Source organism: Streptomyces sp. G5(2025), from assembly GCF_049542075.1.
In the GTDB taxonomy this organism is placed as follows: domain Bacteria; phylum Actinomycetota; class Actinomycetes; order Streptomycetales; family Streptomycetaceae; genus Streptomyces.
Window position 1 is genome coordinate 2,565,854 of record NZ_JBMUZT010000006.1, and the last position, 19,104, is coordinate 2,584,957.

The 19,104-nt window shown below is 72.9% G+C and carries 16 protein-coding genes; 5 read left to right on the forward strand and 11 right to left on the reverse strand.

Annotation, left to right across the window (positions count from 1 at the left end):
• Window positions 1-4 precede the first annotated feature (4 nt).
• Window positions 5-676 carry a DsbA family protein gene (locus tag ACOBQB_RS22460; protein ID WP_423593932.1) on the reverse strand — a complete coding sequence of 224 codons (672 nt, stop codon included), beginning with the start codon at window positions 674-676 and terminating at the stop codon, window positions 5-7.
• A 145-nt stretch (window positions 677-821) separates the two neighbouring features.
• Here ACOBQB_RS22460 and pepN point away from each other — a divergent pair, with 145 nt between their 5' ends.
• Window positions 822-3,392, forward strand: a complete 2,571-nt coding sequence (pepN, locus tag ACOBQB_RS22465; protein ID WP_423593933.1) for an aminopeptidase N — start codon at window positions 822-824, stop codon at window positions 3,390-3,392.
• Between the two features lie 135 nt (window positions 3,393-3,527).
• Entirely contained in the window at window positions 3,528-4,592 is a 1,065-nt protein-coding gene (locus ACOBQB_RS22470; RefSeq protein WP_423593934.1) for a hypothetical protein, read from the forward strand.
• A 13-nt stretch (window positions 4,593-4,605) separates the two neighbouring features.
• On the opposite strand, the gene ACOBQB_RS22475 is transcribed toward ACOBQB_RS22470, so the two are convergent.
• The 4 genes from ACOBQB_RS22475 to ACOBQB_RS22490 form a co-directional block, all read right to left on the reverse strand.
• A complete protein-coding gene (locus tag ACOBQB_RS22475) occupies window positions 4,606-6,399 on the reverse strand; it encodes a TIGR03767 family metallophosphoesterase (protein ID WP_423593935.1) in 1,794 nt (597 codons plus the stop codon).
• A 255-nt stretch (window positions 6,400-6,654) separates the two neighbouring features.
• Window positions 6,655-7,122: an NUDIX hydrolase gene (locus ACOBQB_RS22480; RefSeq protein ID WP_423593936.1), complete on the reverse strand. Its 468-nt coding sequence runs from the start codon at window positions 7,120-7,122 to the stop codon at window positions 6,655-6,657.
• Window positions 7,123-7,131: 9 nt separating this feature from the next.
• Window positions 7,132-8,115 (reverse strand): pyridoxamine 5'-phosphate oxidase family protein, encoded by a 984-nt coding sequence (locus ACOBQB_RS22485; RefSeq protein WP_423593937.1) that lies wholly within the window; start codon window positions 8,113-8,115, stop codon window positions 7,132-7,134.
• A 239-nt stretch (window positions 8,116-8,354) separates the two neighbouring features.
• A complete protein-coding gene (locus ACOBQB_RS22490) occupies window positions 8,355-8,828 on the reverse strand; it encodes a VOC family protein (protein ID WP_423593938.1) in 474 nt (157 codons plus the stop codon).
• A 141-nt stretch (window positions 8,829-8,969) separates the two neighbouring features.
• Here ACOBQB_RS22490 and ACOBQB_RS22495 point away from each other — a divergent pair, with 141 nt between their 5' ends.
• On the forward strand, window positions 8,970-9,521 hold the full coding sequence (locus ACOBQB_RS22495) for a CGNR zinc finger domain-containing protein (protein ID WP_423593939.1): 552 nt from the start codon (window positions 8,970-8,972) through the stop codon (window positions 9,519-9,521).
• Between the two features lie 253 nt (window positions 9,522-9,774).
• The gene (locus ACOBQB_RS22500; protein ID WP_423593940.1) at window positions 9,775-13,083 is read left to right on the forward strand and encodes a S8 family serine peptidase; all 3,309 of its coding nucleotides are present in this window, start codon (window positions 9,775-9,777) and stop codon (window positions 13,081-13,083) included.
• A gap of 97 nt (window positions 13,084-13,180) precedes the next feature.
• Here ACOBQB_RS22500 and ACOBQB_RS22505 read toward each other — a convergent pair whose 3' ends face one another.
• From ACOBQB_RS22505 to ACOBQB_RS22515, 3 genes are read right to left on the reverse strand one after another with little or no spacing between them, the layout of a single operon-like run.
• Window positions 13,181-13,408, reverse strand: a complete 228-nt coding sequence (locus tag ACOBQB_RS22505) for a hypothetical protein (protein WP_423593941.1) — start codon at window positions 13,406-13,408, stop codon at window positions 13,181-13,183.
• Between the two features lie 2 nt (window positions 13,409-13,410).
• Window positions 13,411-13,923 carry a hypothetical protein gene (locus ACOBQB_RS22510; protein WP_423593942.1) on the reverse strand — a complete coding sequence of 171 codons (513 nt, stop codon included), beginning with the start codon at window positions 13,921-13,923 and terminating at the stop codon, window positions 13,411-13,413.
• Complete coding sequence (locus tag ACOBQB_RS22515; protein WP_423593943.1) at window positions 13,920-14,468, reverse strand: RNA polymerase sigma factor; 549 nt, start codon at window positions 14,466-14,468, stop codon at window positions 13,920-13,922. Before ACOBQB_RS22515 ends, ACOBQB_RS22510 begins: the two co-directional genes overlap by 4 nt.
• Window positions 14,469-14,667: 199 nt before the next feature.
• Between ACOBQB_RS22515 and ACOBQB_RS22520 the strand changes: the two genes are divergently transcribed.
• A complete protein-coding gene (locus ACOBQB_RS22520; protein WP_423593944.1) occupies window positions 14,668-15,684 on the forward strand; it encodes an aspartate-semialdehyde dehydrogenase in 1,017 nt (338 codons plus the stop codon).
• 37 nt (window positions 15,685-15,721) lie between these two features.
• On the opposite strand, the gene ACOBQB_RS22525 is transcribed toward ACOBQB_RS22520, so the two are convergent.
• The 3 genes from ACOBQB_RS22525 to ACOBQB_RS22535 all read right to left on the reverse strand — a co-directional run bounded on the left by ACOBQB_RS22525 (window position 15,722) and on the right by ACOBQB_RS22535 (window position 19,026).
• Entirely contained in the window at window positions 15,722-16,993 is a 1,272-nt protein-coding gene (locus ACOBQB_RS22525; protein WP_423593945.1) for an MFS transporter, read from the reverse strand.
• 82 nt (window positions 16,994-17,075) lie between these two features.
• Entirely contained in the window at window positions 17,076-17,600 is a 525-nt protein-coding gene (locus tag ACOBQB_RS22530) for a DUF1203 domain-containing protein (protein WP_423593946.1), read from the reverse strand.
• A 148-nt stretch (window positions 17,601-17,748) separates the two neighbouring features.
• Window positions 17,749-19,026, reverse strand: coding sequence for a flavin-dependent oxidoreductase (locus ACOBQB_RS22535; protein WP_423593947.1), 1,278 nt, complete (start codon window positions 19,024-19,026; stop codon window positions 17,749-17,751).
• Window positions 19,027-19,104: the final 78 nt, after the last annotated feature.

The following is a 19,104-nucleotide window of genomic DNA, read 5'->3' on the forward strand; positions in this document are numbered from 1 at the left end:
CGGGTCAGTCGAAGACCGGGCCCTGCGTGCGCGTCCGCTTGATCTCGTAGAAGCCCGGCGTCGCGGCGACGAGCAGCGTGCCGTCCCAGAGCTTCGCCGCGGCCTCGCCCTTGGGGGCCGGGGTGACGACGGGACCGAAGAAGGCGATCTGCTCGCCGTCGGCACCGGGGACGGCGATGACCGGCGTGCCGACGTCCTGGCCGACCTTGTCGATGCCCTCCTTGTGGGAGGCGCGCAGCTCCGCGTCGTACACGTCGGAGTCCATGTGGTCCGCGAGGTCGGCGGGCAGGCCGACGTCCTCCAGGGCGCCGACGACGGCCTCACGGGTGGGGCCCTCGCCGCGGTTGTGGAAGCGGGTGCCGAGCGCGGTGTAGAGCTCGCCGGTGATCTCCTGGCCGTGCTTGTGCTGAGCGGCGATGACGACGCGGACCGGCCCCCAGGCCTTGGTCGCGAGCATCTCGCGGTACTCCTCGGGGAGCTCGTCGAGCTTGTCCTCGTTCAGGACGGCGAGGCTCATGACATGCCAGCGGACCTCGACGTCGCGGACCTTCTCCACCTCAAGCATCCAGCGCGACGTCATCCAGGCCCAGGGGCACAGCGGGTCGAACCAGAAGTCGACCGGGGTCTTGGCCGTGTGCGCAGCGTTCGCGTTCGCGGCGTTCGTGTTCTCGGACATGTCTCTCCCTAGGGGATGTGTTCGGCGCCTGGGGAGGGGAACGTCGGGGGTCCGCCAGGGCATTCCCGGATGTCGGCGGCCGACGGCACATGCGAGGATCAAAACCGTTCGTACGAGTCATGCGAGTCACAAGGGAGTGCCGCCCGTGCCCGGTGAGAATCTGTCCCGCGACGAGGCCCGCGAGAGGGCCGCGCTGCTGTCCGTCGACGGCTACGAGGTCTTTCTGGACCTGCGCTCGGCGGTGGGCGAGGGTGGTCAGGAGCCGCGCACGTTCCGCTCGGTGACCACCATCCGCTTCCGTGCCGAGCCCGGCGCCGCGAGCTTCGCCGACCTGATCGCGCCGAGCGTCACGGCCCTGTCGCTCAACGGCAAGGACCTGGACCCGGCCGAGGCCTTCGACGGCACCCGCATCACGCTGGAGGACCTCGCCGAGGAGAACGAACTGGTGGTGGACGCCCAGTGCGCCTACAGCCGCACCGGTGAGGGCATGCACCGCTTCGTCGACCCCGAGGACGGCGAGGTCTACCTCTACACGCAGTACGAGCCGGCGGACTCCCGCCGCGTCTTCGCCAACTTCGAACAGCCCGATCTGAAGGCCCCCTACCGCTTCGCGGTGCGGGCCCCCGAGGGCTGGACGGTGTGGTCGAACGGCGTGGGTGAACTGCTGGACGGCGTTTGGCAGTTCGCCGAGACGAAGCCGATCTCGACGTACATCACGGCCATCGCGGCCGGCCCCTACCACTATGTGACGGACTCCTACGAGCGCGTCCTGTCCGACGGCACGCGCCTGGAGATCCCCCTCGGCGCGATGTGCCGCAAGGGTCTCGCCCCGCACTTCGACGCCGACGACATCTTCCTCGTCACCAAGCAGGGCCTGGACTTCTTCCACGACCACTTCGACTACCCCTACCCCTTCGGGAAGTACGACCAGGCCTTCGTGCCGGAGTACAACCTCGGCGCGATGGAGAACCCGGGCCTGGTGACGTTCCGCGAGGAGTTCATCTTCCGCGGCAAGGTGACCCAGGCGTCGTACGAGCGCCGGGCCAACGTGATCCTCCACGAGATGGCCCACATGTGGTTCGGCGACCTGGTCACCATGCGGTGGTGGGACGACCTGTGGCTCAAGGAGTCCTTCGCGGACTTCATGGGCTCCTTCTCGATGGTCGAGGCGACCCGCTTCACCAACGGCTGGATCACCTTCGCCAACAACCGCAAGTCGTGGGCCTACCGCGCCGACCAGCTGCCCTCCACGCACCCCATCACGGCCGACATCCGTGACCTGGAGGACGCCAAGCTCAACTTCGACGGGATCACGTACGCCAAGGGCGCCTCGGTCCTCAAGCAGCTCGTCGCGTACGCGGGCCGAGACGCCTTCCTGGAGGGCGCCCGCCGCTACTTCAAGCGACACGCGTACGGCAACACCGTCCTCGGTGACCTCCTCTCCGTCCTGGAGGAGACGTCCGGCCGCGACATGTCCTCCTGGTCGCGGTCCTGGCTCCAGACGGCGGGTGTCAACTCCCTGACCCCGCAGGTCATCCTGAACGCGGACGGCCGGATCACCGAGCTGTCCGTGCTCCAGGAAGCCGCCGAGTCGCACCCGGAGCTGCGCCCGCACCGCGTAGCGGTGGGCCTGTACGGCAGGACGCCCGCCGGTGACCTGGAGCGGTACGCCCGCGCGGAGGCCGACGTGGACGGCCCGCGCACGGTGGTGGCCGAGCTGGCCGGCGAGGCGGCCCCCGAGCTCATCCTGGTCAACGACGACGACCTGACGTATTGCAAGATCCGCTTCGACGAGACCTCCCTCGCGACGCTGCGGGAGCACCTCGGTGACCTGACCGACCCGCTGGCCCGCGCCCTGTGCTGGTCCGCGCTGTGGAACCTCACGCGGGACGGGCTGATGCCCGCGCGGGACTTCATCGGCCTCGTGCTGGGCTTCGCGGGGCGCGAGAGCGACATCGGCGTGCTCCAGATGCTGCACACGTGGGCCAACACCGCCCTGACGCAGTACGCCGCGCCCGACTGGCGCGAGGAGGGCGGCCGGGTGCTCGCCGAGGGTGCCCTGCGGGAGCTGCGCCTGGCGGAGCCGGGCAGCCAGCACCAGCTGACGTGGGCGCGGTTCTTCGCGGCGGTGGCGACCTCGGCGGCCGATCTCCAGCTCCTTGAGGGGCTGCTGGCCGGCACGGCCAGGATCGACGGCCTGGAGATCGACCAGGAGCTGCGCTGGGCGCTGCTCGGTCCACTGGCCGCGCACGGCGCCGCCGGCGAGGACGTCCTCGCGGCCGAGCTGGCCCGCGACGACACGGCCTCCGGCAAGCGGCACCATGTGCGGTGCCTGGCCGCGCGTCCCTCGGCGGCGGTGAAGGCGCAGGCGTGGGCCTCCGTGGTGGAGTCCGACGCGCTGTCCAACGCGCTGGCCGAGGCGACGATCGCCGGGTTCGCCCAGCCGTCGCAGCGGGAGCTGACCGCGCCCTACGTCACCATGTACTTCGAGGCGATCGAGCGGGTGTGGGCGCAGCGGTCCATCCAGATCGGCATGGACGTGGTGCGGGGGCTGTTCCCGCATCTCCAGGGCGACGGGGCGCTCACCGCGGCCGACGCGTGGCTGGCCGCCCATGAGGGCGCCGCTCCGGCCCTGCGGCGCCTGGTCCTTGAGGCCCGCGACGACCTGGCCCGTTCCCTGCGGGCCCAGGCGTGCGACGCCGGAGCGGGGGCCTAGCGGCGGGGGGCCCAGCAGCGGGGCGGAGGCTCATCGGCAGTCGAACTCCCGTGCTTTAGGGCGAGCTTGTCCGGGTTTGTCGACGAGTGTGTAACAGCGGTTAGGGGGCGGAGCGGGGGCGGGAACGACCGGGTCATGAACCACGACACCCCGGTCTCCCCGTTTCCCCTCCAGCGCCTCGCGGAGATCCAGCCGCGCGTGCTGAGCGCCGCCCAGCTCCGCGAGCACGGCGTCTCCTCCGCGGCCGCGGACGCGCACTGCCGCCCCGGCGGCCCCTGGCAGCGGCTCCTGCCGGGCGTCTGCCTGCTGCACCCCGGCCCGCCGACCAGCGAGGAGCGGCTGCACGGCGCCCTGCTCTACGCGGGGCGCCCGCCGTCCCGCGAGGCCCGCGCCGTGCCCGCCCAGCCCGCCGCGGGCGAGCCGCACGCCCCGTACGGCCCGTACGGCGACGCGATGATCACGGGTCTCGCGGCGCTCACGCTGCACCGCTTCTCGTCCGCTCCCCCGCTGCTCTCCCTGGACCGCATCGACGTCCTGGTGCCCCGCACCCGCCGTCTGCGTTCCACCGGGTTCGTGCGGCTCGTGCGCGGGGCCGGGCTGCCGAGTCCCCAGCCGATCACGGGGGTTCCGGTGGCTCCGGTGCCGCGCGCGCTCGCCGACGCGGTGGCGCAGCTCACCGAGGCGGGCGCGGTGCGCCGGCTGCTCAGCGAGGCGGTGCGCGGCGGTCACTGCGAACCGTCCGCCGTGGTGCGGGAGTTGACCAATGCCCGGTTGCTGACCCTGCCGCACGTCGTGGACGCCGTGGACGCGCTGCTCGCCGAGGGGCGGGCCATCGCGGAGGACCGGCTGTACCGGCTGGTGACCGAGCACGGTCTGCCCGACCCGCTGTGGAACGTCGACCTGCGGCTGCCCGGCGGCCCGCACCTCGGCGGCGTCGACGCCTATTGGCCCGATCACGCCGTCGCCGTGCAGCTCGACACCCGTGCGCCACACCGGGGCCTCGGCCAGGACGACGACGCGCTGTGGTCCGAGTACGTCCGCAAGCGCGAGCACTTGGAACGGCTCGGCGTCACCGTCGTCCACATCACCCCGAAGAAGCTCCGGGACACGGCGGAGCAGCAGGCGACCGTCCTGCGGACCGCGCTGATGGCGGCGACGGAACGCGACCCGGCGGCGTATGTGGTGGTGCTGCCCAGGTGACGCGTGCGCCGGTTCAGCCTTTGCGCAGCACCAGTTCCGTGTTCCGGTCCCCGGCCTCGCCGCCCAGCGCGGGCTTCGCGCCCGGGGCGTTGAAGGACAGCTCGCGGTAGAGCGCGGCCAGGCCCGTCTGGGAGAGGTCGGCGAAATCCGTGCGGTGCGGGGCGGCGGACTCGATGAGCGTGGTGAAGAGGGAGATCGTGCCGTCGTGGTTGTCGCTGAGCTCCACGACCCGCGCGAGCTGCGGGAAGTCGATGTGGGAGGCGGTGGAGACCTCCCAGAACGAGCCGTGCGGGGTGCGGTGGGGGGTGATCGCGTTCTTGTGGCTGTGGCCGTTGACCCAGGCGACGACGGAACGGTGGCGGCCGAGCAGCGCGAGGATCTCCTCGCCGCCGTGCCGCGCCTCGCCGGGGCGTGCCGGGTCGTGGCGGAGGTTGCGCATGGTGCGGCTGGTGTGGTGGCTGAAGACGACGACGTACGAAGCCCCGCCGTCCCGCTGTTCGTTGGCACTCAGCTCACGCTCCAGCCAGCGCAGCTGGGCGGTGCCGAGCGAGCCCTCGTAGTGGCCGCCGGGGTCGGTGGTGTCCAGGCTGATGCCGAGCACGTCGTCGCTGATACGGAAGGAGTAGTACTGGGTGGCGGAGGCGAGGTTCTCCTCGGTGTAGCCGTGGCCGACGGGCCCGGGGCCTTGGTGGGCGGGGGCCAGGTGCGCCTTGACGTACTCGGCGGGGGTGAAAGGTGCCCGTGACTCGTCCGGCGTCACGGACCGCATGCGCCGCGCCTCGCTCTTGAGCAGCTCCTTGAAGTGGGCGCCTTTGGGGTCGCGGCCCTTCTTCACGGCCTTCCACAGGGCGGCGCCGCGCGTCTCGTCGAGGGACATCAGCTTCTTGCCGCCGACGGCGAACTCGGTGAAGTACGAGTCCTTCGGTGCCCAGCAGCCGCCGGGCAGCGCGTCGTGGTTGCCGACCGTGGAGTACCAGGGCAGGCCGAGACCGGGGCTGTTGACCTCGCGGACGGCGGCGTCGAGGAAGCCGTGCAGACGCGGGAAGCCGAGCGCCTTGTCGGCGTCGCGCAGGGCGTCGTCCGGGTGCCAGTACAGCGTGAGACCGCTGTCCTGCACGCCTTCGTAGCGGCGCGGGTCGCCGGTGTTGGGGGTGATGCGACCGCCGCTCATCACCTTGAGGAACCAGTCGAGTTCGGTGCGGGAGTTGTTGTCGGTGTTGTCGCCGGTCGTGACGACGCAGTGCAGGGGCGCGCCGGTGGCGGGTGCGCCGCGCAGGGCGTTGACGCGCTCGACGAGGGCGACCGCGCCGGCCACCGAGAGGGATTCGTGGGGCCGCCAGGCGCTGGCCGTCTGCGCCCGCAAGTACTCGTACCGCAACGGATGTTGTACGTCGACGAGGTGCAGGTCGGTGAATTGCACGAACGCGGCGAGCGCGGTCCTGCGCCCCTCCCGCCCCTGCTTCGCCGCCGCGAGGTCACCGCGCACCACGCGCCGCCAGGCGGGCCCGTCGCCGAGGCGCCGGTAGCCGGAGGTGCCGCGCGGGGCGGCGACGCCGAGCAGCGTGGTGCCGCTCCTGTAGGGCATGAGGGGCGCGGCGGGCGCCGGCCGGGAGCGGGGCACGGTGGCGTGGCCCGCGGGCGCGGCGTTGCCGGAGCCGGCGCCGGGGCCCAGCGCGTAGCCGACCCCGGCGGAGAGGGTGATCGCGCCGGCGGCGGCGAGGACGGAGCGGCGGTCGAGGCGGACCGTGGCGGGTGACGTGGCGGGTGAGGTGGCGGCTGCGGTGGCGACAGAGCGTATGCGCGGCATGCGCGGTCTCCCCGGGTGCGAACGCGTCGACAGTGGTCGCGGGGGCCGGGGCCGAGGTGCGGCCCGTGAACTTCCCGCTCGTACTGGATCGTTGGCATCGGGGGTGACCTGTGTGTGAACGAGACCGCAACGAGCGGCGCCGATCACCGTACGTGGATCACGGGGCGCCCTGCGTGGTCACGCACCTCTTCCCGGACGGAGAGGAAGCGGTCACTCCATGTTCACCTTTGGGGGAAGAGAAGGCTCGTCGGAGGCTCACCGGCCCGGGTCGGTGGTGTGGCGGAGGTGTCCGTCGGAGGGACGGGCGCGCCACAGTTCGAGGCCGATGTCGACGAGCCCGACGCGGTCGAGGTCCGCGACGGACTCCAGGGGGTGCCAGGCCGCGAGGTCGGTGGAGCCGTCGGTCTCGTGGCGCAGTTCGCCGCCGGTGACCCGGCCCTCGTACAGGATGCGCAGTCCGTGGAAGTCGGCGACGGCGCCGAGTCTGCGCGGGTAGCGGCGGCGCAGGGAGTCGACGCCGAGGAGGGTGACCGGTTCGACGACGTACCCGGTCTCCTCGTCGGCCTCGCGGATCACGGTGTCGTAGGGGTCCTCGCCGTGGTCCATGCCGCCGCCGGGCAGCGTCCAGCGTTTGCTGCCGTCGCCCGCCACCCAGCGGGCGAGCAGGACCTGTCCGTCGCGTACGCATACGGCGTAGGCCGCCACCCTGAGTTCCTTGTGCACAGACCGACGCTAGTCGCCCAGGGCCGGATTGGCAGGAGAGTACTCGGGGTCGGACCAGCGCCAGGGGCTCGCGGAGGGGGTCTCGACCGTCTCGGTGAGGGTGAAGCGAACGGTGCGGGAGCCGTCGTCGGCGTGGTCGGTGCGGGCGGTGCCGGTGAGCTGGAGGGTGGTGCCGGTCCGCCAGTCGAGGAAGAGGAGGCCGGCGCGTGGGTCGTCGTGGAGGTTTCCGAGGGACAGGAACATGGCGTTGCCGGGGTAGTCGTCCCACTCCAGGGTGGTCGCGGAAGTGACGCGGACGAAGCCGGGGTTGCCGCCGCGGTGTCCGGCGTCGGCGCCGTGCGCGTGGGCGGTGGCGAGGAAGAAGGTGTCGCTCGCGGCGACGGACGCGCGCTGCGCGTCGGTGAGGCGGGTGGTGTGGCGGGGCGCGCCGGGGCCGCCTTGTGGCCCGCGGCCGCCTTGCGGGGTGCGCTCTTCGTGGAGGGTGCGCTTTTGCAGGTACTTCGGGCAGTTGGCGAAGACCTGGTCGGCCTCGATCGCGAGGCCGCGGGGTGCGGGCCGCGACCTGCCGTTCAGCCGCATGCGGCGCCGGGTGCGGGGGTCGAGGGCGAGGGTGCCGACGGGGGTGGTCTCGCGGGTGAGGGCGGCGGCAAGGGGGTCGGTGGCGTGTGGGGTGGCGGTGATGGAGATCTGGCGGGGGCCTGTGGCGCGTACGAAGCCGGGGGTGCCGGTCAGCAGGGAGGCCCAGACGGCGCCGCGGGTCGGGTCGGCGGCGCGGGCTGAGTCGGCGGCGCGGGTTGAGTCGGCGGCGCGGGCTGAGTCGGCCGCGGCGATCACCAGCTGGGGCTGGATCTCCAGGAAGGCGGCGGCGACGGGGCGGATGCCTTGGCTTATGGAGCGGCCCACGTGGTCGGCGAGTTCGCGGACGCCGGCCTTGTCTTGGACGGCGCGGGAGCCGGGGTGGTAGGGGGTGGGGGCGGCGGCGTGCGGGGCCATGGGGCGCTCCGATCCGGGGTGGTGTGGTCTCGGCTGCGGGTGGGTTGGGGCTGAGCGCGCAGTTCCCCGCGCCCCTTCGGGGGCGCCCCTCGAACGTCGCGTGCGGGTGGGTTGGGGCTGAGCGCGCAGTTCCCCGCGCTCCTTCGGGGGCGCCCCTCGAACGTCGCGTGCGGGTGGGTTGTGGTTGCTCGCGCAGTTCCCCGCGCCCCTTCGGGGGCGCCCCCGAAGGTCGGCTGCGGTTAGAAGAAGCCGCAGGTCGGGGCCGACTGCACCGGGGCCGGCTCATCTTGTGTTCCGGAGGGGGCATAGATCTCCAGGCGCGTTCCGTCCGGGTCGTGGAAGAAGATGCCGCCGGACGCGGCGCCCTCGCCGTGCGGGACGACGCCCTCGTAGGCGAACTTCACGCCGTAGGACCGCAGCGCGCTCTCGTACTGCTTGACGCGTTCGATCGAGTCGACCTCGATCGCGAGGTGGTGCAGGCCCGCGTGGCCGCCGGAGTACGCGGCGTCGGCCTGCTGCCAGAGCGTCAGGACCGGGCGGGCGCCCTCCCCGAGGAAGGCGAAGCGGCGGCCTTCCTCCTTGCCCTCGCCGATGACCCCGTAGCCGAGGACGTCGCGGTAGAAGGCGAGGGAGCGTTCGAGGTCCGTGACGTTCAGGCCGATATGCCCGATGCGGCCGGTGCGCGGAGCCGTGGAGGTGGTGTTCGCGGTCATGACTCTCCCCTGGTCGTTGACGTGTCGCGGCGCCACCCCGAGCAGGGCGGGCTAACCACTGAAAGGTACGTTAGGGGTTAGGGAGTGTGAGCGTCAACCGGTCACGTAACCTTGAGGGGTTAGCGTCGAAGGGAGCACCCCATGCCCGCCGCCCCGCACGACCCCCGCCCGCTCACCGGCGAGCCGCTCTCCCTGGACCTGCTCAACACCCGCTGGGTGCACGACGGCGCACGCCAGGATCTGCTGTCCGACGCCGAAGGGCTCGCCGTCTGGCTCGCGGCGAACGGCCTCGCCGAGCGCTTCCCCGCCGACGGCCCGACCCTGGAGCACGTGCTGCGCGCCCGCGACGCGCTCGCCTCCGCCGTGGACTCCCCCGGTGACCCGGCCGCCGCCGCCCGCGTCGACCGGATCCTCGGGCACGGCCGCATCCGCGCGACGCTGTCCGCCGAGGGGCCGGGCGAGGTACCCGAGTTCGCCGACGTGACGTGGGGGGCGGCCTGGCTCGCCGCCCGCGACTATCTGAACCTCCTGGTCACCGCGCCGGACCGGATCCGCGGCTGCGCCCACGAGGCGTGCGTCCTGCACTTCTTCGACACCTCGCGCAACGGCACCCGCCGCTGGTGCTCCATGGCGGCCTGCGGCAACCGCGCGAAGGCCTCGCGGCATTACGCCCGCTCGCGCGACGCGCGGTAGCGACGGCGGCCCATGTCGAGGCCTGTCGACGGCCGATAGCAGTAGCCCCAAGTCCCGCTATAAACCGCCTTGTCCGCCATGGCGTATGGCGGAATTACGTCACGTCCCGATCACGGCTCGGACAACTCTCCCCAAACAGCTGTCACTTACGTAAGGCTGAGCGGTCATCCGGCCCCGGATTCCGGACCTTCGCGGACACCGGGCCGTATGGCCGTATGGACCCTCCTCCCGACCTTCACGTACAGGGATGCCGATGCCCAGATCCAGTTCCAGCGCGAGACCCCCGGTCTCAGGACGCGCGCCCCGCCTCGCGATAGCCATCGGCCTCACGGCCGCGCTCTGCGCGACCGGCGCCGCCCCCATGGCCTTCGCGGCGGACGACACGCCCGTGCCCGAGCCCAAGTCGGCCGCGGGCAAGCTCGGCCCGGCCGACGCCGACCTGCTCGCCGAGGCCAAGGCGGACGGCGAGAAGACCGTCACAATGATGGTCGCCACCGCGCCCGGCGCCACCGAGCGCGTCGCCGACCAACTCGATGCCGTCAAGGGCGGCTCGGTCGGCCGCACCTACGACAAGCTCGGCTACGTCCGCGCCACCGTGCCGACCGGCAAGGCCGACGCCGCGATCAAGTCCGCCGCGAAGCTGTCGTCCGTGCAGGCCATCGACCTGCGTCACGAGATCGAGCTGGACGACCCCACGCCCGCCGCCGACCGTGCCAAGGGTGCGAAGACCGCCACGCGGGGCACGTACCCGGGGCCGGGCAAGAACACCCCGGCGAAGAACCCGTACAACCCGTCCGCCGAGACGGGCGCCGTCGACTTCGTGAAGAAGCACCCGAAGGCGGACGGCCGGGGCGTCACCATCGGCATCCTGGACTCCGGCGTCGACCTCGGCCACCCGGCGCTGAGGAAGACCACCACCGGCGAGCGCAAGATCACCGACTGGGTGACGGCGACCGACCCGATCGTGGACGCCGACGGCACCTGGCGCCGCATGACCGACGCGGTCAGCGGGCCCACCTTCACCTGGGACGGCAAGACCTGGAAGGCGCCCGCGGGCTCGTTCCAGGTGAACCGCTTCCGCGAGTCGGCCACCACGGGCGGCGACGCCAAGGGCGACATCAACCGCGACGGCGACACCACCGACAGCTGGGGCGTCCTGTACGACGCGGCGGCCGGCACCGTGCGCGTCGACCTGAACGACAACAACGACTTCACCGACGACGAGGCGATGAAGCCGTACAAGGACGACCACCAGGTCGCCTACTTCGGCAAGGACAACCCGGACACCGACGTCGTCGAGCGCGTGCCGTTCGTCGTCGAGATCCGCAAGGACGTCCCCACCGACCCGTACGGCGGCGACTGGGTCGGCAAGAAGGCCGACTTCGTCAACATCGGCGTCATCGAGTCCGAGCACGGCACGCACGTCGCGGGCATCACCGCGGCCAACGGCCTGTTCGGCGGCAAGATGGACGGCGCCGCCCCCGGCGCCAAGCTGGTCTCCTCGCGCGCCTGCACCTGGACCGGCGGCTGCACCAACGTCGCGCTCACCGAGGGCATGATCGACCTCGTCACCAAGCGCGGCGTCGACATCGTCAACATGTCGATCGGCGGCCTGCCCGCCCTCAACGACGGCAACAACGCGCGCGCCGAGCTGTACACGCGCCTCATCGACACCTACGGCGTGCAGCTGGTGATCTCCGCGGGCAACTCCGGCCCCGGCGCGAACACCATCGGCGACCCCAGCCTCGCCGACAAGGTCATCTCCGTCGGCGCCTCGATCTCCAAGGAGACCTGGGCCGCCAACTACGGCTCCGCCGTGGAGAAGAAGTACGCGATGATGAACTTCTCCTCGCGCGGCCCGCGCGAGGACGGCGGCTTCGCGCCGGTCATCTCCGCGCCGGGCGCCTCCATCAACACCACGCAGACCTGGCTGCCGGGCTCCGCGGTCGCCGAGGCCGGCTACCAGCTGCCCGCCGGCTACTCGATGCTCCAGGGCACCTCGATGGCCTCCCCGCAGGCCGCGGGCGCCTCCGCGCTGCTGCTCTCCGCCGCCGAGCGCGAGAAGGTCGACCTGACCCCGGCGAAGCTGCGCACCGCGCTCACCTCGACCGCGGACCGCATCCGCGGCGAGCAGGCGTACGCGCAGGGCACCGGGCTGATCAACGTGGTCGACGCCTGGAAGGCCATCGAGGACGGCGCGAAGGCGCACACGTACACGGTGCAGGCCCCGGTCGACACCGCCCTGGAGCAGGAGCTGAAGAAGCCCGGCACCGGTATCTACGACCGTGAGGGCGGCCTCAAGGCCGGCCAGAAGCGGACGTACGACGTCACGATCACCCGCACCTCGGGCCCGGACCGCGGCGTCCGCCACGAGCTGGACCTGGTCAACAACCACGACAAGACCTTCCGCCTGCTCGGCGGCGGCAGCGACGGCGAAGTGACGCTGCCGCTGAACAAGCCGGTCACCGTCAAGGTCCAGGCGAAGGCCGGGTCCGCCGGTCTGCACAGCGCGATCCTCACCGTCGACGACGAGCGCACCGAGGGCGTCGACCGGCAGATCATGTCGACCGTCGTCGTCTCGGCGCCGCTCGCCAAGCCGTCGTACACGCACACCGCGAAGGGCTCGGTGCAGCGCAACAGCACCACGTCGTACTTCGTCACCGTCCCCAAGGGCACCAAGTCCCTGGAGGTCGCCCTCGGCGGTCTGAAGGGCAAGAGCCAGACGCGGTTCATCGCGGTGCACCCCTACGGTGTCCCGCTCGACTCCACGTCGTCGCTCGCCTGCTACCCGAACTACGAGAACCCGGCCAACACCTGCCGCCCGGACCTGCGTGCGTACGCGGAGCCGCAGCCCGGCGTCTGGGAGATCGAGGTCGAGTCGCGGCGCACGTCGCCGCTGCTCGACAACCCGTACGAGCTGAAGGTCTCCGCCCTCGGCGTCGATTTCGACCCGGCCGTGCAGACGATCCCCGAGGCCAAGGTCGGCACCCCGGCGCCCGTCGCCTGGAAGGCCACGAACAACTTCGCCGCGGTCGAGGGCAAGCTGAAGGGCGGCTCGCTCGGCTCGTCCAAGTCGGCGCGGCCCACCATCGGCCAGGGTGCCACGCAGACCACCACGGTGGACGTGCCCGCGGGCGCGGAGCGGCTCGACGTCGTCATCGGCTCGCCGGCCGATGTCGCCGCCGACCTGGACCTGGCCGTCAAGAAGGACGGCAAGGTCGTCGGCTCGTCCGCGGAGGGCGACTCGGAGGAGTCCGTGAGCCTGACGAAGCCGGCCGCCGGTACGTACACGATCGAGGTCGTGGGCTACTCGGTGCCGACCGGCTCGACCGCCTACGACTACCGGGACGTGTTCTTCTCGGACGCGCTCGGCAAGGTCACGGTCGACGAGTCGAAGACGGTGAAGCTCGGCAACGGCGCCTCGGCGCGGGTCGAGGCGGCGGTCGAGGCGAAGGCCCCGGCCGCCGAGGGCCGTGAGCTGTTCGGCGAGGTGTCCCTGCTGAACGCGGGCGGCACGGTGGCCGGCAACGGCAGCGTGAAGATCGAAAAGGTCACGCCGTAACCGAATGAGTCACGCCGTGACCGAGAAGGTCACGCCGTAACGGTGACCGACTGACCTGAAGCGCCGGGTGGGCTCGTCCGAGCCCACCCGGCGTTTCTCATTCCCGGCACCGGATGCCCGCCGAGCCCGGCAAGGCCTTGAGGATCATGCGGCGCAGCTCGTCACCGTCCTTGCCGGTGGACCAGTTGTCCGGTTCCGCCGCGCCCTTCGGGATGGTGATCAGGGCGCGGTCGCCCTTCTCCAGGCGCGGGGCCACGTCATTGTCACGGCTCATCGGGAACGTGACCGTCCGGTCGCCGGACGCGGGCTTGATGTACCGCGTCACCTTCAGCGTGATCCGGTCCCGCGCGGCGCCCGGCACCGCGTCGACCGCCGTGACCGTGCCCTCCACGATGAGCCGCGAGCACGCGACGAAGCCCTCGGCGGTGAGGTCGGCCTCGGCGTGCCCGGAGCCGGCGCCCCGCTCCTGGGGCGCCACTGCCTTCGAGTCGGCAGCGTCCGCGTCGCCGGCCCCGTACCGGCGTCCACCGCGAGCCGGCCGAGCCCGCCGATCACGGTGACGGCGGCCACGGCCGCGGCGACCGCGCCGAGCGCGACGGTGAACCGCCGCCGGGCCGTCCGCGGGGCCCTGAGCGGGACGACCCGCTCCGGCGGCGCCTCGGGGGCGCCCGCCAGCGCCCCGCCGATCGCCCCGAGCCGCTCCCGCAGGAGTGCGACGTCCGCCACGGCCGCCGCGTGCTCGGCGGCGAAGGCGGGGTCGCGCAGCGCCTCCTCGGACACCGGTTCGGCGGTGATCGCCGCCATCAGCGCGTCGACGTCGTCCTTGCCGGGCACCGTCACACCACCTCCCCCTCGTGCAGCCGCGCCCGCAGGAGCCGTACCGCCGTGTGCAGCCTGCTCTTGACCGTGCCCTCCGGGATACCCAGCTCCGCCGCGATCGCCCGCACCGGCAGATCGGCGTAGAAGCGCAGCACGACGACCTGCCGCTGGGCGTCCGGCAGCTCCCCGAGACCCTGCGCGACGGCCATCGACAGGGCCCGTGACTCCGCGCCGTCCTCGTCCGTGCTCTCCCGCCACAGCACGGCGAGCCGCTCCCCGAGCCGCTCCTGCCTGCGCCGGGCCCGATGCCAGTCCATGGCGAGGTTGGAGGCGACGACGGCCGCCCACGCGGAGACGTCACGCGGCGCCTCGCGCCCGTCCGCGGCCCGCTCCAGGAGCTTCAGCCTGACCTGCTGCACCCCGTCCGGCAGGTCGGCGTGGGGTACCCCGCCGAGCGCGAGCACCGCCCGCACCCGGTCCTCCTGGGCCGGATCGAGCGGATCGAGCGGATCCGCCCGGTCCGGCTCCTGGCGCCGTGGCGCGCGGCGCGTCCTGATGCGCGGCAATGTGCCTCCCCCAAGCTCCAAGGCGCCCCCGCCTTTCCCCTACGACGCCGGGACGGCCCGGAACGTTCACGGCGAGTGTGGCGTCCCGCACCTCGGACAATGGATTGGACAACCCGGGCCTGGAGAGACGCATGATGGAGCCACCCCCCACAGACCGGCCGAGGTCACGAGGCCGCACGCACATACGGAGGAAGTCCCTGTGAAGGTCGGAATCGTCGGAGCCACCGGTCAGGTCGGCAAGGTCATGCGCAAGATCCTCGTCGAGCGGAAGTTCCCGGTCGACGAGCTGCGCCTGTTCGCCTCGGCCCGCAGCGCCGGCACGGTCGTGGACGGCGTGACCGTCGAGGACGCCTCCACCGCCGACTACAGCGGCCTGGACATCGTGCTCTTCTCGGCCGGTGGCGCCACCTCCAAGGCCCTCGCCGAGAAGGTCGCCTCGCAGGGCGCCGTCGTGATCGACAACTCCTCGGCCTGGCGCATGGACCCCGAGGTCCCCCTCGTCGTCTCCGAGGTGAACCCGCACGCGGTCGCGAACCGCCCCAAGGGCATCATCGCCAACCCGAACTGCACGACGATGGCCGCGATGCCCATCCTCAAGCCGCTGCACGCCGAGGCGGGCCTCGAAGCGCTGGTCGTCGCCACCTACCAGGCGGTGTCCGGTTCCGGTCTCGCCGGGGTGGACGAGCTGTTCGAGCAGGTCAAGAAGGTCGGCGAGGACGCCCCGAAGCTCACCCACGACGGCTCGGCGGTCGACTTCCCCGAGCCGGACAAGTACGTCGCGCCCATCGCGTACAACGTCCTGCCGATGGCGGGCTCCATCGTCGACGACGGTCTGAACGAGACCGACGAGGAGCAGAAGCTGCGCAACGAATCGCGCAAGATCCTGGAGGTCCCGGAGCTGAAGGTCTCCGGCACCTGCGTGCGCGTGCCCGTCTTCACCGGCCACTCTCTCCAGGTCAACGCCCGCTTCGCGCGTCCGCTGAGCCCCGAGCGCGCCACCGAGCTGCTCTCGAAGGCCGAGGGCGTCGTCGTCACGGACGTGCCCACGCCGCTGGCCGCCGCGGGCAAGGACGACTCCTTCGTAGGCCGCATCCGCAAGGACGAGACGGTCGAGAACGGCCTGGCGTTCTTCATCTCCGACGACAACCTCCGCAAGGGCGCGGCGCTGAACGCCGTGCAGATCGCGGAGCTGGTCGCGGCCGAGCTCAAGGGCTGACCTCAGCCGCGTACGTCCCGACGGGGGCGGTCACCTTTCACCGGTGGCCGCCCCTTGTACGTCCCAACGGGGGCGGTCGCCTTTCACCGGTGGCCGCCCCTTTCGCATACGCCAAGGCCACCGGCTTCGCGCACACCACGGCGATCAGCGCGAGCACGGCGAGGCCGCCGCCCAGCCACAGCACGTCGTCGGCGCCGCGGCTGTCCGCGACCCGGCCGCCCGCGAAGGCGCCGAGCGCGATCGCCACGTTGAAGACCGCGGCGAAGAGCGCCGACGCGGCCTCGCGGTCGTGCGGCGCGGCGGCCATCACCCAGTTCTGCGCGGAGACCGACACCCCGCCGTACGCCAGGCCCCACGCCACCAGCAGCGCCGCCGACGCGACGAGCGAGCCACCGGCGGGCACCAGCAGGAGCACCACCGCGCCGAGCCCCGCGCAGAGGGCGAGCAGCGCCCGGCGCGGGTCGCGGGCCGCGACGGCGCCGCCCGCGAAGTTGCCCGCGACGCCGGCGGTTCCGTAGGCGAGCAGCAGCCCGCTGACCAGCCCCGCGCCGATGCCGGGCACCCGCTCCAGGACGGGTCGTACGTAGGTGTACGCGGCGAAGTGGCCGGTGACCAGGAGCGTGACGGCGAGCAGCCCGGCCCGCAGCCGTCCGATGCGCAGCAGCCGCGCGAAGGCGCCGATCCGCACGGCCTCACCGGCGGGCAGCGCCGGCAGGACCGTGGCGAGCAGCGCGGCGACCGCCAGGGAGAGCGTGGCGAGGGCCGCGAACACCCAGCGCCGGCCCGCCAGTTCGCCGAGGAGCGTGCCCGCGGGGACGCCGAGGACGGACGCCACCGCGATCCCGCTGAAGATGACGGCGGTGGCCCGCCCCGCGGCCGCTTCCTCGCGGACCAGCCGCACCCCGAGACCGGCGGCGATGGCCCACACCCCGCCGATGCAGACGCCCACCAGGACGCGGGCGACGAGCAGGACGCCGAAGGCGGGGGCGAGCGCGGAGGCCAGGTTGGCGGCGGCGAGCAGCGCCATCAGCGCGCACAGGACCGTACGCCGGTCCGCGCGGCGCACGGTGACGGGCAGCAGCAGGGCGGCGAGCGCCGCGACGAGACCCGGCAGGGTGACGGCGAGGCCCGCGGTGCCGTCCGAGACGCGCAGACCCGAGCCGATGGAGGTGAGGAGGCCGACGGGGAGCATCTCCGTGGTGACGACGGAGAAGGTGGCGGTGGCGACGGCGACGACGGTGACGGCGGGACCTGGGTGTACTCGACCCGAAGGGGCCGGGGATGTGGGGAGTTGCGCGCTCTGTGACATGCCGTCCACCCTCGGGCCCGGCCACGCGCGGAACAACGCCGGAGACCTCGTGCCCGGGCAGGGGCGGCGCGTGGGGGAGGCGTCAGGCGGGCCTGCGCACCTCGAAGTGGAAGCAGCCGTACTCCACGGCGCGCACGTGCACGAGGGCGACCTCCGGGTCGGCGAAGGCCTCGTCGAAGGCGTCGTCGAAGGCGCGCGTCTCGTCCGCGGGGATCTCCAGCAGCCGCCCGCCGACGATGCGTCCCTCGGCGTTGTAGCGGCGTATGGTCCGCAGCGCGCCCGCCCGGGAGAAGGGGTAACCCGCACGGTCGGCCGCCGGTCCCTCGCACGCGTCGGCGTGGATGAAGACGGGGCCCTGCTCGTCGTAGGCACCGGGCGCCGCACCGGTATCGGCGGCCCAGCGGCGCAGGGGCGCGTACGAGACCAGGGCGACGCGCTCACCGGGGGCGATCGGCCGCAGACAGCAGCGCAGCGGGTCGCCTCCCTGGTGGTCGACGTACGGGACACAGGGCCGCCCCGCGTCGTCGATGTCGCGGAGCCGGGCGAGGGCGTCGGGGGCGATGGGGCGGGGGGCGTAAGCGGTGGTGGGGTGCGCGATGTCGTTCATGGGTCGAGCCTCACGCGCGGGGGAGGGCGAAGCTGGCGGTTTTCGGACGTGGCGCTCCCCCGGCGCGGGTGGCGGCCCCTCAGCCGACGCTCCCCGGCGCGGGTGGCGGCCCCTCAGCCGACGCTCCCCGGCGCGCGACGGCGGTCCCTCAGCCGACGCCCCACGACCCCCGGCTGTTCAGCTCCGCCGCGTCCACGCCGCTGGTCCTGCGGTACGCCTCGCCCAGGGCGGCCAGTTCCTCCGGCGCCAGGACGTCCTCCACGTGCGCGAAGCCGTCCGGGGCCCGCTCCGCGACCGTCTGGAGGACACGGTCGGCCGGCATGTCGCGGTGGGCGACGACGAGGGCGTTGGCCGCCTCCCTGCGCACCTCCTCGTAGGCCCGCAGGCCCGCCTCGCGGTCCGGGGAGGTGTAGGCGAGGCAGCGGGCGAGGACGCGGGCGTCCAGGACGGCCTGCGAACCGCCGTTGGACCCCACCGGGTACATGGGGTGCGCGGCGTCGCCGAGCAGCGTGACGGGTCCCCGGCCCCAGCGGGGCAGCGGGTCCCGGTCGACCATGGGGTACTCCAGGATGTGCCGGGTCGAGGCGAGCAGCGCGGGGACGTCGAGGTCGCCGATGCGCCACCCCGCGTAGTACGGCAGGACGTCCGAGAGCCGCCCGGAGCGGTTCCAGTCGGCGGGGCCCGCCATGGCGTGCCGGTGCGCGCGCGGGAAGCGCACCTCCGCCACCCAGTTGAGCAGTGCCCTGCCCCGCTCCTCGGCGGCCCGGGAGATCGGGTAGACGACGAGCTTGGCGGTGGCGTTGCCGCCCGCCACGGCGACCGTGCGCCCGCCGAGCACCGGATGCCACTCGGCGACGCCGCGCCACATCCGGATGCCGTTCCACAGCGGCGGCCCCTCGCCGGGGTGGAGCATGGCCCGTACCGCCGAGTGCAGGCCGTCCGCGCCGACGAGGGCGCGCGCCCGCACCGCGTGCTCACGGCCACGCGCCATGTCCCGCAGGATCACCCGCAGGGCGGACCCCTCGCGCTCGGCGAGGCGGACGAAGGCGGTGCCGGTGTGCACCACACGGTCGCCGAGCCGCTCGCGCACCGCGGCGAGCAGCAGGAGGTGGAGGGCGCCGCGGTGCAGGGAGTACTGCGGCCAGTGGTAGCCGGCGGCGAGGCCGCGGGGTTCGCCCCAGATGCGGTTGCCGTGCCGGTCGAAGTGGACCATGGCGTCCGGCGCCACCGCGGTCGCGGCCAGCTCGCCGCCGAGCCCGAGTTCGGTCAACTCCCGTACGGCGTGCGGCAGGAGGTTGATCCCCACGCCGATCGGGCGCAGCTCGTCGCTGGCCTCCACCACGTGTACGCCGATGCCCGCCGCGTGCAGGCTGAGCGCGGCGGTGAGCCCGCCGACGCCGGCGCCCGCCACGAGTACGTCGATCATGACTGCCGTGCGGCCGGGCCGGCGCCGCCCGGCCCCTCGATCCCCAGCATCCCCGTATCCCCCTGTGATCCCCGTGGT

Excerpts from the sequence above, each read along its gene's own strand:
- ACOBQB_RS22470 (WP_423593934.1), top strand. The coding sequence starts at position 3,528 with ATGAACCACGACACCCCGGTCTCCCCGTTTCCCCTCCAGCGCCTCGCG.
- ACOBQB_RS22485 (WP_423593937.1), bottom strand. The coding sequence starts at position 8,115 with ATGGCCCCGCACGCCGCCGCCCCCACCCCCTACCACCCCGGCTCCCGC.
- ACOBQB_RS22490 (WP_423593938.1), bottom strand. The coding sequence starts at position 8,828 with ATGACCGCGAACACCACCTCCACGGCTCCGCGCACCGGCCGCATCGGG.
- ACOBQB_RS22535 (WP_423593947.1), bottom strand. The coding sequence starts at position 19,026 with ATGATCGACGTACTCGTGGCGGGCGCCGGCGTCGGCGGGCTCACCGCC.
- ACOBQB_RS22495 (WP_423593939.1), top strand. The coding sequence starts at position 8,970 with ATGCCCGCCGCCCCGCACGACCCCCGCCCGCTCACCGGCGAGCCGCTC.
- ACOBQB_RS22475 (WP_423593935.1), bottom strand. The coding sequence starts at position 6,399 with ATGCCGCGCATACGCTCTGTCGCCACCGCAGCCGCCACCTCACCCGCC.
- ACOBQB_RS22525 (WP_423593945.1), bottom strand. The coding sequence starts at position 16,993 with ATGTCACAGAGCGCGCAACTCCCCACATCCCCGGCCCCTTCGGGTCGA.
- ACOBQB_RS22500 (WP_423593940.1), top strand. The coding sequence starts at position 9,775 with ATGCCCAGATCCAGTTCCAGCGCGAGACCCCCGGTCTCAGGACGCGCG.
- ACOBQB_RS22530 (WP_423593946.1), bottom strand. The coding sequence starts at position 17,600 with ATGAACGACATCGCGCACCCCACCACCGCTTACGCCCCCCGCCCCATC.
- ACOBQB_RS22460 (WP_423593932.1), bottom strand. The coding sequence starts at position 676 with ATGTCCGAGAACACGAACGCCGCGAACGCGAACGCTGCGCACACGGCC.